This window comes from Pseudomonas sp. GW821-FHT02B10 (genome assembly GCF_059421865.1).
This window is the reverse complement of the sequence record NZ_JBWKVU010000006.1, coordinates 181,740-198,146: the sequence shown is the minus strand read 5'-3', so window position 1 is coordinate 198,146 and position 16,407 is coordinate 181,740. Positions and strand designations below refer to the sequence as shown.

The following is a 16,407-nucleotide window of genomic DNA, read 5'->3' as shown; positions in this document are numbered from 1 at the left end:
CACCGCCTACGGGCGGTGTTTTTGTTTCACTTATTCATCGCCCGCGCCTCGTTATACTGGCCGCCCGCTCGTTCTATCCAGTAACCGCCGACGCAGGTTGCGCGAGCGGCTGATTCCATTCTTTTCGCAACAAGGATTTCACATGACTGTTCTGCCATGGATGTACCTGGCACTTCTCTCCATTGGTTACGCCCTGGCCCTGAGCTACGGCCAACTGGGCCTGCTGGCGGCGGTTTCCGTCGCCTTGCTGCTGTGCGCGGGCTTTGCCGTGCGCCAGCAGAAAAGCCCTTACGCGCGCTACCTGGGACACGGCCTGTTCGTGGTGCTGGCCCTGGCGCTGGCCATGCACTGGCTCCCCGGTTTCTACAATGGCCGGGCGATCGGCCCGCAACGCTTCACCGCCGATGCCGTGCCGTTTTCCATGTACCTGAACCAGGACAAGCCGCTGATCGGCTTCTGGCTGTTGCTGGTCTGCCCCTGGATCATCGGGCGCCGCTCGCTGCGCCTGTCCCTCTATACCACTGCCCTGGCCTTGACCCTGACCGCTCTGGCGGCCCTGGGTGGAGCGGTGTTGCTGGGCATCATCAGTTGGGCGCCGAAATGGCCGGACCAGGCCTGGCTGTGGGTGCTGAACAACCTGCTGCTGGTCACCCTGGTGGAAGAAGCGCTGTTCCGTGGCTACATCCAGGGCGGCCTGAGCCGTCGCCTCAAGCACCTGCCCTATGGTGAAAACCTGGCACTGATGTGCGCGGCCCTGCTGTTCGGCCTGGTGCATGTGGGCGCCGGCTGGCAATGGTGGCTGCTGGCGAGCATCGCCGGGGTCGGCTACGGCCTGGCCTACCGCTTTGGCGGCCTGGGCGCCGCGGTGGCCACCCATTTCGGCTTGAACCTGCTGCACTTCGGGCTGTTCACCTATCCGATGCTCGCGGGTTGACCCTGGCCAGGCCGGGGCTCCCTGGACGGGCCTCGGCTTCGCCGCGCCCCCTCGCCCCTGCTTGCAAAATAAGGCCTCTGTCAATGAGGCACTTCTCAAATTACTGAAAAAAACCTCAATAATTGGCGAAGGCCGCCGACAACCTATCAAAGCCTTGCGGATAGAAAAACCATGCGTAACAACCAGCCCGTCACCCAGCGCGAACGTACCTTTCCGACTCAGCAACGGTTGATCTCCACCACCGATGCCAAAGGCGTGATCACCTACTGCAACGATGCCTTCGTTGAAATCAGCGGGTTTTCTCGTGAGGAACTGGTCCGCGCACCGCACAACCTGGTCCGTCACCCCGACGTCCCGGCCGCGGTGTTCGCGCACATGTGGGCCACCCTGAAACAAGGCTTGCCATGGATGGGCATTGTCAAGAATCGCTGCAAGACCGGTGACCATTACTGGGTCAACGCCTACGTGACACCGGTCTTCGAAGGCCAGCAAGTGGTCGGCTACGAGTCGGTGCGGGTCAAGCCCACCGCCGAGCAGATCCGCCGCGCCGAAGCGCTTTACCAACGCATCAACCAGGGCAAGTCGGCCATTCCGAAACGCGACAAATGGCTGCCGATACTTCAGGACTGGCTGCCATTCATCCTGATCAGCCAGCTGAGCTTCCTGATTGGCGCCTGGCTCAACTCTTCCTGGGGCTTTGCCCTCGCCGCCGGCCTTTGCGTGCCGCTCGGCCTGCTCGGGCTGAGCTGGCAACAGCGCGGCCTCAAGCGTTTGCTGCGCCTGGCCGAACAGACCACCTCCGACCCGCTGATCGCCCAGATGTACACCGACAGCCGTGGCGCCCAGGCGCGCCTGGAGATGTCGATCCTCAGCCAGGAAGCCCGCCTGAAAACCTGCCTGACCCGCCTGCAGGATACCGCCGAGCACCTCAACGAGCAGGCGCGGCAGTCCGACACCCTGGCGCACAACAGCTCCAGCGGCCTGGAACGCCAGCGCGTGGAAACCGAACAGGTGGCCACCGCGGTCAACCAGATGGCCGCCACCACCCAGGAAGTGGCCAGCCACGTGCAGCGCACCGCCGACGCCACCCAGGAAGCCAATCGCCTCACCGGGCGCGGTCGCGACATCGCCGGGGAAACCCGCGAAGCGATCCAGCGCCTGTCGGTGGTGGTGGGCGAAACCGGCCTGACCGTGACCCAGCTGGCCAAGGACAGCGACGAAATCGGTGGCGTGGTCGATGTGATCAAGGGCATCGCCGACCAGACCAACCTGCTGGCGCTGAACGCGGCCATCGAAGCGGCTCGCGCCGGGGAAATGGGCCGCGGCTTCGCGGTGGTGGCCGACGAGGTTCGCCAACTGGCGCAACGCACCAGCGAATCCACCGGGCAGATCCACACCCTGATCGCCAAGCTCCAGCAAACCGCCAGCACGGCGGTGCAGACCATGGACGCCGGACACCGTCAGGCCGAGGAAGGCGTGGCCCGGGTGCTGGAAGCCGACCAGGCGCTGGTGGGAATCAGCGAAGCGGTGGCCAACATCACCGACATGACCACCCAGATCGCTGCCGCCACCGAAGAGCAAAGCGCCGTGGCCGAGGAGATTAGCCGCAACATCAGCACCATCGCCCAACTGGCCGACCAGACCTCGGAGCAGGCCCAGCATTCGGCGCAACTCAGCGAAGAGCTGACCCGCACCGCCAACACCCAGTACTCGTTGGTCGAACGCTTCAACCGCTAAACCGAAGCCAGACAAAAAACCCGGAAGGTTCGCCTTCCGGGTTTTTTATTGCCTGTTTTCCAGCACCACGCACGTCTTCTGTATCTGTAGGAGCGAAGCTTGCTCGCGATGGAGCTTGGCAGCCGCCACCGTTGTCGCCTTGAAAAACAATCGCGAGCAAGCTTCGCTCCTACAGTCAAAAAAGCGTTCAGCCATTCAACTGGCGCAAGACCTCGGCGACCTTCCGCGCCGCCGCTTCCAGGTGCTGCTCATGGGTGAAGCCTGAGGCCTTGAGCGGTTTCAGGTCATGGTCGGCCGCCGCCAGCCAGAACAGCTCGATAGCCGGCGCCAGCGCATAGGCTTCGACCGCCGCCCGGTTACCGAGGGCGTCGCGCTCGCCCTGGACGATCAGGGTCGTGGTGCGCAATTCGGCCAAGTGAGCGACCCGCGGTTTCTCCGGCTTGCCGGCGGCATAAAACGGATACCCCAGGCACACCAGCGCATCGGCGCCCAGCTCATCGGCGAGCAAACTGGCCATGCGCCCGCCCATGGACTTGCCGCCGATGGCCAACTGCCCAGCGACATGAGGTCGCACCTGGGCATAGACCTCGCGCCAGCACTCCAGCAGCTTCGGCGCCGGGTTAGGCGGCCGTTTGCCACTATCGAGGCGACGCTGGGCCATGTAGGGAAACTCGAAGCGCAGGACGTTGACCCCATGCGCCGCAAGGCGTGTGGCCATATCGTTCATGAAAGCGCTGTCCATCGGCGCGCCAGCGCCATGGGCCAGGATCAGGGTCAGCGGCTCGCCGGCCGGCGACGGCTGCGCGACATCCCAGAGCCAGCCCCGTTCCCGCACGCACTGCGCCCATTGATCCCCGTCAATAACAGCCCCTTGCCGTTTGCCCATGCTTACCTCGCTTTTAGTCTGCCTATAACTCCAGAAGAAGTGAGCGCGCCTTGCCGTGCGCAGTCGCTTTCACTTCAGCTGAACCGTGGATGGGGAACCATGAACACTTCTATCAGTACCGCCTACAACTACAAGGTGGTCCGCCAATTCGCCATTATGACGGTGGTGTGGGGCATCGTCGGCATGGGGCTCGGGGTTTTTCTCGCTGCCCAGTTGGTCTGGCCCGAACTCAACTTCAACCTGCCCTGGACCAGTTTCGGTCGCCTGCGCCCGTTGCACACCAACGCGGTGATCTTCGCCTTTGGTGGCTGCGCACTGTTCGCCAGCTCCTTCTACTCGGTGCAACGCACCTGCCAGACCCAGCTGTTTGCGCCGAAAATCGCCGCGTTCTGCTTCTGGGGCTGGCAGCTGGTAATCCTCCTGGCGGCCATCAGCCTGCCGCTGGGCTACACCAGCTCCAAGGAATACGCCGAGCTGGAATGGCCGATCGACATCCTCATCACCATCGTCTGGGTAGCGTACGCCATCGTGTTCTTCGGCACGGTGATGAAGCGCAACACCAAGCACATCTACGTCGGCAACTGGTTCTTCGGCGGTTTCATCATCACCGTGGCCATCCTGCACATCGTCAACAACCTGGAACTGCCCGTCAGCCTGACCAATTCCTACTCGGTGTATGCCGGTGCGACCGACGCCATGGTGCAATGGTGGTACGGTCACAACGCGGTGGGTTTCTTCCTGACCGCGGGCTTCCTGGGGATGATGTACTACTTCGTGCCCAAGCAGGCCGAGCGTCCGGTGTACTCCTATCGCCTGTCCATCGTGCACTTCTGGGCACTGATCACCCTGTACATCTGGGCCGGCCCGCACCACCTGCACTACACCGCGCTGCCGGACTGGGCGCAGTCCCTGGGCATGGTGATGTCGCTGATCCTCCTGGCACCCAGCTGGGGCGGCATGATCAACGGCATGATGACTCTGTCGGGTGCCTGGCATAAGTTGCGCAGCGACCCGATCCTGCGGTTCCTGGTGGTGTCCCTGGCGTTCTACGGCATGTCGACCTTCGAAGGTCCGATGATGGCGATCAAGACCGTCAACGCCCTCTCCCACTACACCGACTGGACCATCGGCCACGTACACGCCGGCGCCCTGGGCTGGGTAGCGATGATTTCCATCGGCGCCCTGTACCACATGATCCCGAAAGTCTTCGGTCGCCAGCAGATGCACAGCATCGGCCTGATCAACGCGCACTTCTGGCTCGCCACCATCGGCACCGTGCTCTACATCGCCTCGATGTGGGTCAACGGCATCGCCCAGGGCCTGATGTGGCGCGCCGTCAATGAAGACGGGACGCTGACCTACTCCTTCGTCGAAACCCTGGTGGCCAGCCACCCAGGCTTCATCGTGCGGCTGGTCGGTGGCGCGATCTTCCTCTTCGGCATGTTGCTGATGGCCTACAACACCTGGCGCACCGTGCGCGCGGCCCAGCCTGCCGAAATCACCGCCGCTGCGCAGATGGCCTGAGGAGTCCGCCATGAAACACGAAGTCATCGAGAAAAACGTCGGCCTGCTGATGCTGCTGATGGTATTTGCCGTGAGCATCGGCGGTCTGACCCAGATCGTCCCGCTGTTCTTCCAGGACGTCACCAACAAGCCGGTGGAAGGCATGAAGCCCTACACCGCCCTGCAGCTGGAAGGCCGCGATATCTACATCCGCGAAGGCTGCGTCGGTTGCCACTCGCAGATGATCCGTCCGTTCCGCGCCGAGACCGAACGCTACGGCCACTACTCGGTCGCCGGTGAAAGCGTCTGGGACCACCCGTTCCTGTGGGGTTCCAAGCGTACCGGTCCGGACCTGGCCCGGGTCGGCGCCCGCTACTCCGACGACTGGCACCGCGCGCACCTGTACAACCCGCGCAACGTGGTGCCCGAGTCGAAGATGCCGGCCTACCCATGGCTGGTCACCCAACAGGTCGACAGCAGTCACACCGAGACCAAGCTGCGCGCCATGCGCACCCTCGGCGTGCCGTACAACGACGACGATATCGCCGGTGCCGTCGCCTCCCTCAAGGGCAAGACCGAGATGGATGCCCTGGTCGCCTACCTGCAAGTGCTTGGCACTGCGATCAAGAGCAAGAGGTGAGCCATGGTTCTTGAACTCGATAGCGGCATGATCCGCGGGCTCGGCACGCTGGTGGTGATGATTGCCTTCATCGGCCTGTCGATCTGGGTCTTCAACGCCAAGCGCAACCCGGAGTTCGCCCAGGCGCGCCTGCTGCCCTTCGCCGACGAACCTTCGCCGCAAGTGCACGGCAATCCATCTGATGACGCTCAATCCGAAGAGCACGCGACAAGGAGCATTCGGCCATGACCACCTTCTGGAGTACGTACATCTGCGTACTGACCATCGGCAGCCTGATCGGCCTGACCTGGCTGTTGATCGGCACGCGCAAGGGCGAGACCAAGGGCAGCGTCGACCAGACCATGGGCCACAGCTTCGACGGCATCGAGGAGTACGACAACCCGCTGCCGCAGTGGTGGTTCATGCTGTTCGCCGGCACCCTGGTGTTTTCCGTCGGCTACCTGATCCTCTACCCGGGCCTGGGCAACTGGAAAGGCATCCTGCCCGGCTATGAAAATGGCTGGACCGGCGTGCACGAGTGGGAAAAGGAAATGGACAAGGCAGACGCCAAGTTCGGCCCGATCTTCGCCAAGTTCGCCGCCATGCCCGTGGAAGAAGTGGCCAAGGATCCGCAGGCGCTGAAAATGGGCGGACGCCTGTTCGCTTCCAACTGCTCGGTGTGCCACGGCTCGGATGCCAAGGGCGCCTTCGGCTTCCCTAACCTGGCCGACAACAACTGGCGCTGGGGCGGCAACGCCGACACCATCAAGGCCACCATCATGGGCGGTCGCATGGCGGCCATGCCGGCCTGGGGTGAAGTGCTGGGCGAGGACGGGGTGAAGAACGTCGCGGCCTATGTGCGTCACGAACTCGCCGGCCTGCCGTTGCCCGCCGACAGCAGCGCCGACCTGGTCGCCGGCAAGCAGGCGTTCAGCACCACCTGCGTCGCCTGTCACGGCGCCAACGGCCAGGGCACGGAACTCATGGGCGCGCCGAACCTGACGCAACCGGCGGGCTTCATCTACGGCACCAGCCTGACCCAGCTGCAACAGACCATTCGCCATGGTCGCCAGGGCCACATGCCGGCGCAGAGCGAACTGCTGGGCAACGACAAGGTGCAGCTGCTCGCGGCCTACGTCTACAACCTGTCCCACAACGCGGCCAGCCAGCCGCAGACCGATACCCCAAGCGAGCAATAACCGCTCCACCCACTGCCGCATCGCTCGATGCGGCAGTTCCCTGCCTCTGCGCGACCAAGTGTCGCACCCTCTCTACCCTCTGCCTTTCCACTCTCCGGATTCAGGTCTAAGCTGCTTCGCAGTGGACTGGCAATGGCCGGTCACAGACCAGAAGTAGCCGCTCCATTCGAAGCCGTCGTTCGAGGACAGGCCGCAAAGGCTGGTGTATACCGGCTGTCGTGCCACTTACCGTCTGTCGCTCGCTCAATGGCTTTCCACACACCCGGTTACAACTGACCTGTACCCCCTCGCCTTTTTCATCCGCTGCGACATTTTGTCCTGGGCCGATTTTGTCCTTACTCCGCGCATGGAAAGGCCGCAGAATCAGCTTTTGAAAGCATTGACCCAGGTCATGGCGCGTTGCAATGACCCCCTGCTTTCTCCATACTTGCGGCCGATTTTTACTCCTAATAAAACACCCAAACCGTGGAACCTTAGAATGAGCACAGCAATCAGTCCGACTGCTTATAACTATAAGGTAGTCCGCCAGTTCGCCATCATGACGGTGGTCTGGGGGATCCTTGGCATGGGGCTCGGTGTCTTCATCGCCTCGCAACTGGTCTGGCCGGAGTTGAACTTCGGTCTGCCATGGACGACCTTTGGACGCCTGCGCCCGCTGCACACCAACCTGGTGATTTTCGCCTTCGGTGGATGTGCGTTGTTTGCCACTTCTTACTACGTCGTGCAGCGAACCTGCCAAACGCGACTGATTTCCGACAGCCTGGCGGCCTTCACCTTCTGGGGTTGGCAAGCCGTGATCATCGGCGCGATCGTTACCTTGCCGCTGGGTTACACCACCACCAAGGAATACGCGGAACTGGAATGGCCCCTGGCTATCCTGCTGGCCATCGTCTGGGTCACCTACGGTCTGGTGTTCTTCGGCACCATCGTCAAGCGCAAGACCAAGCACATCTATGTGGGTAACTGGTTCTACGGTGCCTTCATCGTGGTCACCGCGATGCTGCATATCGTCAACCACGCTTCCCTGCCGGTCAGCTTCTTCAAGTCCTACTCGGCCTACTCGGGCGCAACCGACGCCATGATCCAGTGGTGGTACGGCCACAACGCCGTGGGCTTCTTCCTGACCACCGGCTTCCTGGGGATGATGTACTACTTCGTGCCGAAACAGGCCGAGCGTCCGATCTACTCCTATCGCCTGTCCATCGTGCACTTCTGGGCGCTGATCACCCTGTACATCTGGGCCGGTCCGCACCACCTGCACTACACCGCGCTGCCGGACTGGGCACAGTCCCTGGGCATGGCCATGTCGATCATCCTGCTGGCGCCAAGCTGGGGCGGCATGATCAACGGCATGATGACCCTCTCGGGCGCCTGGCATAAGCTGCGCACCGACCCGATCCTGCGGTTCCTGGTGGTGTCCCTGGCGTTCTACGGCATGTCGACCTTCGAAGGTCCGATGATGGCGATCAAGACCGTCAACTCGCTGTCGCACTACACCGACTGGACCATCGGCCACGTACACGCCGGCGCTCTGGGCTGGGTAGCGATGATCTCCATCGGCGCCCTGTACCACATGATCCCGAAAGTCTTCGGTCGCCAGCAGATGCACAGCATCGGCCTGATCAACACCCACTTCTGGCTGGCAACCATCGGTACCGTGCTCTACATCGCCTCGATGTGGGTCAACGGCATCACCCAGGGCCTGATGTGGCGTGCAATCAACGATGACGGCACCCTCACCTACTCCTTCGTCGAAGCCCTGCAGGCCAGCCACCCTGGTTTCATCGTGCGCGCCCTGGGCGGTGCGTTCTTTGCCGCCGGCATGCTGTTCATGGCGTACAACGTGTTCCGCACCGTTCGCGCCTCGAACCCGGCTGAAGCTGAAGCCGCCGCTCAGATCTCTGTAGTTGGAGCTCACTGATGAAGCATGAAGCAGTAGAGAAGAATATCGGCCTGCTGGCCTTCTTCATGGTCATCGCCGTCAGCATCGGCGGCCTGACCCAGATCGTCCCGCTGTTCTTCCAGGACGTCACCAACAAGCCGGTGGAAGGCATGAAGCCGCGCACCGCGCTGGAACTGGAAGGCCGCGACGTCTATATCGCCAACGGCTGTGTCGGCTGCCACTCGCAGATGATCCGTCCGTTCCGTGCTGAAACCGAACGTTACGGCCACTACTCGGTCGCCGGTGAAAGCGTCTGGGACCACCCGTTCCTGTGGGGTTCCAAGCGTACCGGTCCGGACCTGGCCCGCGTCGGTGGTCGTTACTCCGATGACTGGCAGCGTGCGCACTTGTACAACCCGCGCAACGTTGTACCCGAGTCGAAAATGCCGGCTTACCCGTTCCTCGTAGAAAACAAGCTCGACGGCAAAGACACCGCGAAAAAAATGGAAGTCTTGCGCACGCTCGGCGTCCCTTACACCGACGAAGACATCGCCGGTGCCAAGGATGCCGTGAAGGGCAAAACCGAAATGGACGCGCTGGTGGCCTATCTGCAAGGCCTGGGCACCATCATCAAAAGCAAACGGTGATTTAGATGGATATCGGGATGATTCGTGGCCTGGGCACCGTAGTGGTGATGGTGGCCTTCATCGGCCTGGCGCTGTGGGTATTCAGCCCCAAGCGCAAGTCCGAGTTCGAAGACGCGACCTTGCTGCCGTTCGCGGATGATCCCGAAGCCATCAAGCACGTCGAGCAAGCTTCTAGGAGTAACAAAGAATGACTACGTTCTGGAGTCTGTACGTCACAGTCCTCAGTCTGGGTACCATTTTCGCCCTGACCTGGCTGCTGCTGTCGACCCGCAAGGGCCAGCGCGCTGAGCAGACCGACGAGACGGTCGGCCACTCCTTCGACGGGATCGAGGAGTACGACAACCCGCTGCCGAAATGGTGGTTCATGTTGTTCGTCGGCACCATCGTCTTCGCCCTGGGTTACCTGGTGCTCTACCCGGGCCTGGGTAACTGGAAAGGCCTGCTGCCAGGCTACAACTACCTGGACACCGAAAAGCAGACCCCCTTCGCCAACGGCCAGACCGGCTGGACCGGCGTGCACGAGTGGGAAAAGGAAATGGCCAAGTCGGACGCCAAGTTCGGTCCGATCTTCGCCAAGTTCGCCTCCATGCCGATCGAAGAAGTCGCCAAGGACCCGCAAGCCCTGAAGATGGGTGGCCGCCTGTTCGCCTCCAACTGCTCGGTCTGCCACGGTTCCGACGCCAAGGGCGCCTATGGCTTCCCGAACCTGACCGACGCCGACTGGCGCTGGGGCGGCGAGCCGGAGACCATCAAGACCACCATCATGGGCGGTCGTCACGCGGTGATGCCGGCCTGGGCCGAAGTCATCGGCGAACAAGGCGTCAGCGATGTGGCCGCCTATGTGCTGACCAACCTCGATGGCCGCAAGCTGCCGGAAAGCGCCAAGGCCGACCCGGCCAACGGCCAGAAGATCTTCGCCGCCAACTGCGTGGCGTGCCACGGTCCGGCCGGTAAAGGCACCCCAGCCATGGGCGCGCCTGACCTGACCCACCCGGGCGCGTTCATCTACGGCTCGAGCTTCGCCCAACTGCAGCAGACCATCCGTTACGGCCGCCAGGGCCAGATGCCTGCCCAGGAACAGCTGCAAGGCAACGACAAGGTTCACCTGCTGGCCGCTTACGTCTACAGCCTGTCCCACAGTGACAAGCCGGCGGACGCCGAGTAAGGCAGACACCTTCGGGTCATAAAAAGGCCCCGCCAATGGAAATTGGCGGGGCTTTTTTTCGCCCTCCCCTGGCGTCGCGTCGATACGATTGAACGCGGTCGCGGCGAAAAGCGTCCATAATTCACAAGTCAATTGATTCAAGTCATTACACCATCAATTGATTTCCCCCAACGCGACCAAAGGTCGCACCCTTGAGCTAGAGTGACAGGCGTATCATTGCGCCACTGCAACACCCCTACTTGATCGCGGTCGGCACGTACTGACCGGGGCATTTCTCCACTGCCGTGGGATGCAATGATGAGCAACCAGATTCCGGTACATGACGTCACCCCTCCTGCCAAGAATTCGAACAACAGCGTAGATCTCTACGCCTCTCGGGAAAAAATCTACACACGCGCTTTCACTGGCCTCTTCCGCAACTTGCGGATGGTTGGCGGTGCGGCCCTGTTCCTGCTGTATTTCGGTACGGTGTGGCTCAACTGGGGCGGCCACCAGGCCGTCTGGTGGAACCTGCCGGAACGCAAGTTCTTCATCTTCGGTGCCACCTTCTGGCCCCAGGATTTCATCCTGCTGTCGGGGCTTTTGATCATCGCCGCCTTCGGCCTGTTTTTCATCACCGTGTACGCCGGGCGCGTCTGGTGCGGCTATACCTGCCCGCAAAGCGTCTGGACCTGGATCTTCATGTGGTGCGAGAAGGTCACCGAAGGCGACCGCAACCAGCGCATCAAGCTCGACAAGGCGCCGATGAGCGCCAACAAGTTCCTGCGCAAATTCAGCAAACACAGCCTTTGGCTGCTGATCGGCTTCGTTACCGGCATGACCTTCGTCGGTTACTTCTCGCCGATCCGCGAGCTGGTCATCGACTTCTTCACCGGCCAGGCCGATGGCTGGTCGTATTTCTGGGTCGGCTTCTTCACCCTCGCCACCTATGGCAACGCCGGCTGGCTGCGCGAACAGGTGTGCATCTACATGTGCCCCTACGCACGCTTCCAGAGCGTGATGTTCGATAAAGACACCCTGATCGTCTCCTACGACCCACGTCGCGGCGAAGGTCGCGGCCCGCGCAAGAAAGGCGCCGACTACAAGGCCATGGGCCTGGGCGATTGCATCGACTGCACCATGTGTGTACAGGTCTGCCCGACCGGTATCGACATCCGTGACGGCCTGCAGATCGAATGCATCGGCTGCGCCGCCTGTATCGATGCCTGCGACAACATCATGGACAAGATGGACTACCCGCGCGGCCTGATCAGCTACACCACCGAACACAACCTGTCCGGACAGAAAACCCATAAACTGCGTCCACGCCTGATCGGTTATGCGCTGGTGCTGCTGGCGATGATCAGCCTGCTGGTCACGGCCTTCTTCATGCGCTCGCTGGTGGGCTTCGATGTCAGCAAGGACCGCGTGCTCTATCGCGAGAACGCCGAAGGCCGGATCGAGAACGTCTACAGCCTGAAGATCATGAACAAGGACCAGCGCGACCATACCTACGTACTGGACGCCGCCGGCCTGCCGGACCTCAAGCTGCAAGGCCGGCGCGAGATCAAGGTGGCGGCCGGCGATATCGTCAGCATGCCGGTCGAGCTGTCGAGCTCGCCGGAACAACTGCCGTCGAGCACCAACGAGGTGAAGTTCATCCTCAAGGACGCCGACGACGAAAGCGTCCACGTTGAAGCCAAGAGCCGGTTCATCGGCCCACAAATTCGTTAAGAGAAGTCATCATGCCCGCAGCGACCGCCACAAGCCCCTGGTACAAGCACCTCTGGCCCTGGATCATCATCGGTATCCTGGCCTGCTCGGTGACCTTGACCCTGTCCATGGTGACCATCGCGGTGAACAACCCGGACAACCTGGTCAATGACAACTACTACGAGGCCGGCAAAGGCATCAACCGCTCCCTGGACCGCGAGCTGCTGGCCCAGACCCTGCAACTGCGCGCCAGCGTGCACCTGGATGACCTCACCGGCGAAGTCGACCTGCGCCTGAGCGGCAACAGCGCGCCCGCCACCCTGGAGCTGAACCTGATCTCGCCGACCCAGCCGGAAAAAGACCGCAAGATCACCCTCGCCCGCAGCGAAACCGAACAAGGCCGCTACATTGGCCAGTTGAGCGACAAGGTCGATGGCCGCCGGTTTGTCGAACTGCTGGGTGTCGAGGGCGACAAGACCTGGCGCATGTTCGAAGAGGAACAGGTCAGCCACGACAAGGACCTGCTGCTGGGTGACGAACCGCTGCAAGGCGCGGAACACCTGGACAAGTAAGCGCCCTCCGAACATCGCCGGCAGGCTGCTGCTTCCCAGGCAGCGGCCTGCCGGCGATGAGGTCCGCCCCTGGAACAAAGACCCGCGATGACCACGCCACTGCCCTGCTACCACTGCGCCCTGCCCGTCCCCTCCGGCAGCCGCTTCACCGCCGTCGTGCTCGGTGCTCCCCGCGAGTTCTGCTGCCCGGGCTGCCAGGCGGTGGCCGAAGCCATAGTCGCCGGCGGCCTGGAGAGCTACTACAGCCATCGCAGCGAAGCCTCGGCCAACCCGGAGGCGCTGCCGGTGCAACTGGTGGACGAACTGGCGCTGTACGACCGGGCGGACGTGCAGCAACCCTTCGTCCGGCATGAGGGCGAGCTGGCCGAAACCACCCTGCTGATGGAAGGCATCAGTTGCGCCGCCTGTGGCTGGCTGATCGAGAAACACCTGCGCAGCCTGCCGGCGGTGGCCGAGGCGCGGCTGAACCTGTCCAACCATCGCCTGCATGTGCGCTGGGCCGACAGCCAGTTGCCACTGAGCCAGGTGCTCAGCGAGCTGCGCCTGATCGGCTACGCCGCGCACCCCTATCAGGCCGACCGTGCTGCCGAGCAATTGGCCAGTGAAAACCGCCTGGCCCTGCGCCAGCTGGGCGTGGCCGGGCTGCTGTGGTTCCAGGCGATGATGGCGACCATGGCCACCTGGCCGGAATTCAATATCGACCTGAGCCCCGAGCTGCACACCATCCTGCGCTGGATCGCGTTGTTTCTCACCACGCCGATCGTGTTCTACAGCTGCGCGCCGTTTTTCAAGGGCGCCCTGCGCGACCTGCGCACCCGCCACCTGACCATGGACGTTTCCGTATCGCTGGCGATTGGCGCCGCCTACATCGCCGGGATCTGGACCTCGATCACTGGCGTCGGCGAGCTGTACTTCGATGCCGTGGGCATGTTCGCCCTGTTCCTGTTGGCCGGGCGCTACCTGGAACGCCGTGCCCGCGAACGCACCGCCGCCGCTACCGCGCAACTGGTGAACCTGCTGCCGGCCTCGTGCCTGCGCCTGGGCGCCGACGGCCAGAGCGAACGCATCCTGCTCAGCGAACTGCGCCTGGGCGACCAGGTGCTGGTGCATCCCGGCGCCATCCTGCCGGCCGACGGCAAGATCCTCGATGGCCAGTCGAGCATCGACGAATCCCTGCTCACCGGTGAATACCTGCCGCAACCGCGCAATATCGGCGATGCGGTCACCGCCGGTACCCTCAACGTCGAGGGTGCGCTGACCGTGGAGGTCCTGGCCCTGGGGCAGGACACGCGCCTGTCGGCCATCGTCCGCCTGCTGGACCGGGCCCAGGCGGAAAAACCGCGCCTAGCGGAGATCGCCGACCGCGCCGCCCAATGGTTCCTGCTGTTCTCCCTGATCGCCGCGGCCGCCATCGGCCTGCTCTGGTGGCAGCTGGACGCCTCCCGAGCCTTCTGGATCGTCCTGGCCATGCTGGTCGCTACCTGCCCCTGTGCGCTGTCCCTGGCCACCCCGACCGCGCTCACTGCCGCCACCGGCACCCTGCACAAACTCGGCCTGCTGCTGACCCGCGGCCATGTACTCGAAGGCCTGAACCAGATCGACACGGTGATTTTCGACAAGACCGGCACCCTCACCGAGGGGCGCCTGGCCTTGCGCTCGATTCTTCCTGTGGGCGACCTCGACAGCCAGCAGTGCCTGGGCCTGGCCGCCGCCCTGGAAAACCGCTCCGAACACCCGATTGCCCGGGCCTTCGGCCGTGCGCCGCTGGCCGCGGAAGAAGTGCTGAGCATGCCCGGGCTGGGCCTGGAAGGGCTGGTGGGCGAACAGCGTCTGCGCATTGGCCAGCCCACCTTCGTCTGCGAGCTCAGCGCCTGTGCAGTCCCGGCGATGCCGGACGAAGCCGGCCAATGGCTGCTGCTGGGCGATAGCCGAGGGCCGCTGGCCTGGCTGGTCCTCGACGATCGCCTGCGCAGCGATGCTCCGGCACTGCTGGCCGCCTGCAAGGCGCGCGGCTGGAACACCCTGCTGCTCTCGGGCGACAGCTCGCCGATGGTCGCCAGCGTCGCCGCCGAACTGGGCATCGACGAAGCCCGCGGCGGCCTGCGTCCCGACGACAAGCTGCAGGTGCTGCAACAACTGCATCGCCAGGGTCGCAAAGTGCTGATGCTCGGCGACGGGGTCAACGATGTGCCGGTGCTGGCTGCCGCCGATATCAGCGTGGCCATGGGCTCGGCCACCGACCTGGCCAAGACCAGCGCCGATGCGGTGCTGCTGTCCAACCGCCTGGATGCGCTGGTGCAGGCCTTCGGCCTGGCCCGCCGCACGCGTCGGATAATCATCGAGAACCTGCTGTGGGCCGGGCTGTACAATGGCCTCATGCTGCCGTTCGCCGCCCTCGGCTGGATCACTCCGGTATGGGCCGCCATCGGCATGTCCATCAGTTCGTTGACCGTGGTGCTCAATGCCCTGCGCCTGACTCGCCTGCCGGGCCAGCCCCAGGCCGAGGCCACGACCCAAACCCGCCCGCTGCCGGCCTGAGCCGCGCGGGCATGGAGCCTACCCATGCCAGCTCTCTACGTGATGATCCCGGCGGCGCTGCTGATCGTGGCCATCGCCATCTACATCTTCTTCTGGGCGGTCGACAACGGTCAGTACGATGACCTCGACGGCCCCGCCCACAGCATTCTGTTCGACGACCAGGACCCCAAGCACACCGCCGCGATCGACGAAGCCAAGGGCCAGCCAGCGGCCGAGCAGCCACCGCACAAAGACCAGGCGCCGCCCCATGCTTGAGCTGGCGCCGCTGCTGGTTTCCGCGGTGATTCTCGGCCTGCTCGGCGGCGGTCACTGCCTGGGCATGTGCGGCGGCCTGATGGGCGCCCTGACCCTGGCCATTCCCCCGGAGCAGCGCAGCCGGCGTTTTCGCCTGCTGCTGGCCTACAACCTGGGACGCATCCTCAGCTATGCCACCGCGGGCCTGCTGATCGGCCTGGCCGGCTGGGCCGTGGCCAGCAGTCCGGCGGCCATGGCCCTGCGTGTGCTGGCCGGCCTGCTGCTGATCGCCATGGGCCTGTACCTGGCCGGCTGGTGGAGCGGCCTGACCCGCATCGAAAGCCTCGGACGCGGCCTGTGGCGCCATATACAGCCGGTGGCCAACCGCCTGCTGCCGGTGTCGAGCCTGCCACGCGCCTTGCTGCTGGGCGCGCTCTGGGGCTGGCTGCCGTGTGGCCTGGTCTACAGCACCCTGCTGTGGTCCGCCAGCCAGGGCAATGCCCTCGACAGCGCCTTGCTGATGCTGGCCTTCGGCCTGGGTACCTGGCCGGTGCTGCTGGCGACCGGGCTCGCAGCGGAACGGGTCACCGCGCTGCTGCGTCGGCGCAGCGTGCGCATGGCCGGTGGCCTGCTGGTGATCCTGTTCGGCATCTGGACCTTGCCCGGTCCGCATCAGCATTGGTTGATGGGGCACTGAGGCAACCCTTCCCGCTGCCTCCGCCCTTCGGCAGCGACGACGGACTCGTATGACAGGCTCCGCGCCCCGCCAGCCTTGATGCAAATCAAGATGGCTCGGGCG

The 16,407-nt window shown here is 63.6% G+C and carries 16 protein-coding genes; 15 read left to right on the top strand and 1 reads right to left on the bottom strand.

The window, feature by feature from the left end; all coding sequences use genetic code 11:
• Nucleotides 1-142: 142 nt before the first annotated feature.
• Nucleotides 143-934: a CPBP family intramembrane glutamic endopeptidase gene (locus AC07VU_RS15875; protein WP_053260294.1), complete on the top strand. Its 792-nt coding sequence runs from the start codon at nucleotides 143-145 to the stop codon at nucleotides 932-934.
• A gap of 171 nt (nucleotides 935-1,105) precedes the next feature.
• The gene (locus AC07VU_RS15870) at nucleotides 1,106-2,671 is read left to right on the top strand and encodes a methyl-accepting chemotaxis protein (RefSeq protein WP_007921342.1); all 1,566 of its coding nucleotides are present in this window, start codon (nucleotides 1,106-1,108) and stop codon (nucleotides 2,669-2,671) included.
• Between the two features lie 187 nt (nucleotides 2,672-2,858).
• On the opposite strand, the gene AC07VU_RS15865 is transcribed toward AC07VU_RS15870, so the two are convergent.
• Entirely contained in the window at nucleotides 2,859-3,557 is a 699-nt protein-coding gene (locus AC07VU_RS15865; RefSeq protein ID WP_495030125.1) for an alpha/beta family hydrolase, read from the bottom strand.
• A gap of 99 nt (nucleotides 3,558-3,656) precedes the next feature.
• Between AC07VU_RS15865 and ccoN (AC07VU_RS15860) the strand changes: the two genes are divergently transcribed.
• The 13 genes from ccoN (AC07VU_RS15860) (at nucleotide 3,657) to AC07VU_RS15800 (ending at nucleotide 16,305) form a co-directional block, all read left to right on the top strand.
• The gene (gene ccoN / locus AC07VU_RS15860) at nucleotides 3,657-5,081 is read left to right on the top strand and encodes a cytochrome-c oxidase, cbb3-type subunit I (RefSeq protein ID WP_495030124.1); all 1,425 of its coding nucleotides are present in this window, start codon (nucleotides 3,657-3,659) and stop codon (nucleotides 5,079-5,081) included.
• A gap of 10 nt (nucleotides 5,082-5,091) precedes the next feature.
• The gene (gene ccoO, locus AC07VU_RS15855) at nucleotides 5,092-5,700 is read left to right on the top strand and encodes a cytochrome-c oxidase, cbb3-type subunit II (RefSeq protein WP_007921349.1); all 609 of its coding nucleotides are present in this window, start codon (nucleotides 5,092-5,094) and stop codon (nucleotides 5,698-5,700) included.
• A gap of 3 nt (nucleotides 5,701-5,703) precedes the next feature.
• Nucleotides 5,704-5,928, top strand: coding sequence for a cbb3-type cytochrome oxidase subunit 3 (locus AC07VU_RS15850; RefSeq protein ID WP_007921351.1), 225 nt, complete (start codon nucleotides 5,704-5,706; stop codon nucleotides 5,926-5,928).
• Nucleotides 5,925-6,878, top strand: coding sequence for a cytochrome-c oxidase, cbb3-type subunit III (gene ccoP / locus AC07VU_RS15845; RefSeq protein ID WP_277588232.1), 954 nt, complete (start codon nucleotides 5,925-5,927; stop codon nucleotides 6,876-6,878). The genes AC07VU_RS15850 and ccoP (AC07VU_RS15845) overlap by 4 nt, the downstream gene beginning before the upstream one ends.
• A gap of 478 nt (nucleotides 6,879-7,356) precedes the next feature.
• The gene (gene ccoN, locus AC07VU_RS15840) at nucleotides 7,357-8,799 is read left to right on the top strand and encodes a cytochrome-c oxidase, cbb3-type subunit I (protein ID WP_495030123.1); all 1,443 of its coding nucleotides are present in this window, start codon (nucleotides 7,357-7,359) and stop codon (nucleotides 8,797-8,799) included.
• Entirely contained in the window at nucleotides 8,799-9,407 is a 609-nt protein-coding gene (gene ccoO, locus AC07VU_RS15835) for a cytochrome-c oxidase, cbb3-type subunit II (RefSeq protein ID WP_009042961.1), read from the top strand. The genes ccoN (AC07VU_RS15840) and ccoO (AC07VU_RS15835) overlap by 1 nt, the downstream gene beginning before the upstream one ends.
• A 5-nt stretch (nucleotides 9,408-9,412) precedes the next feature.
• Nucleotides 9,413-9,598, top strand: coding sequence for a CcoQ/FixQ family Cbb3-type cytochrome c oxidase assembly chaperone (locus AC07VU_RS15830; RefSeq protein WP_003175465.1), 186 nt, complete (start codon nucleotides 9,413-9,415; stop codon nucleotides 9,596-9,598).
• Nucleotides 9,595-10,572 (top strand): cytochrome-c oxidase, cbb3-type subunit III, encoded by a 978-nt coding sequence (ccoP, locus tag AC07VU_RS15825; RefSeq protein WP_007922407.1) that lies wholly within the window; start codon nucleotides 9,595-9,597, stop codon nucleotides 10,570-10,572. The genes AC07VU_RS15830 and ccoP (AC07VU_RS15825) overlap by 4 nt, the downstream gene beginning before the upstream one ends.
• A 297-nt stretch (nucleotides 10,573-10,869) precedes the next feature.
• On the top strand, nucleotides 10,870-12,285 hold the full coding sequence (gene ccoG, locus AC07VU_RS15820; RefSeq protein WP_053260290.1) for a cytochrome c oxidase accessory protein CcoG: 1,416 nt from the start codon (nucleotides 10,870-10,872) through the stop codon (nucleotides 12,283-12,285).
• Nucleotides 12,286-12,296: 11 nt separating this feature from the next.
• A complete protein-coding gene (locus AC07VU_RS15815) occupies nucleotides 12,297-12,836 on the top strand; it encodes a FixH family protein (protein WP_007922399.1) in 540 nt (179 codons plus the stop codon).
• Nucleotides 12,837-12,923: 87 nt separating this feature from the next.
• Entirely contained in the window at nucleotides 12,924-15,374 is a 2,451-nt protein-coding gene (locus AC07VU_RS15810) for a heavy metal translocating P-type ATPase (protein ID WP_495030122.1), read from the top strand.
• A 24-nt stretch (nucleotides 15,375-15,398) separates the two neighbouring features.
• Complete coding sequence (gene ccoS, locus AC07VU_RS15805) at nucleotides 15,399-15,629, top strand: cbb3-type cytochrome oxidase assembly protein CcoS (protein WP_495030121.1); 231 nt, start codon at nucleotides 15,399-15,401, stop codon at nucleotides 15,627-15,629.
• Nucleotides 15,622-16,305, top strand: a complete 684-nt coding sequence (locus tag AC07VU_RS15800) for a sulfite exporter TauE/SafE family protein (protein ID WP_495030120.1) — start codon at nucleotides 15,622-15,624, stop codon at nucleotides 16,303-16,305. The genes ccoS and AC07VU_RS15800 overlap by 8 nt, the downstream gene beginning before the upstream one ends.
• Nucleotides 16,306-16,407: the final 102 nt, after the last annotated feature.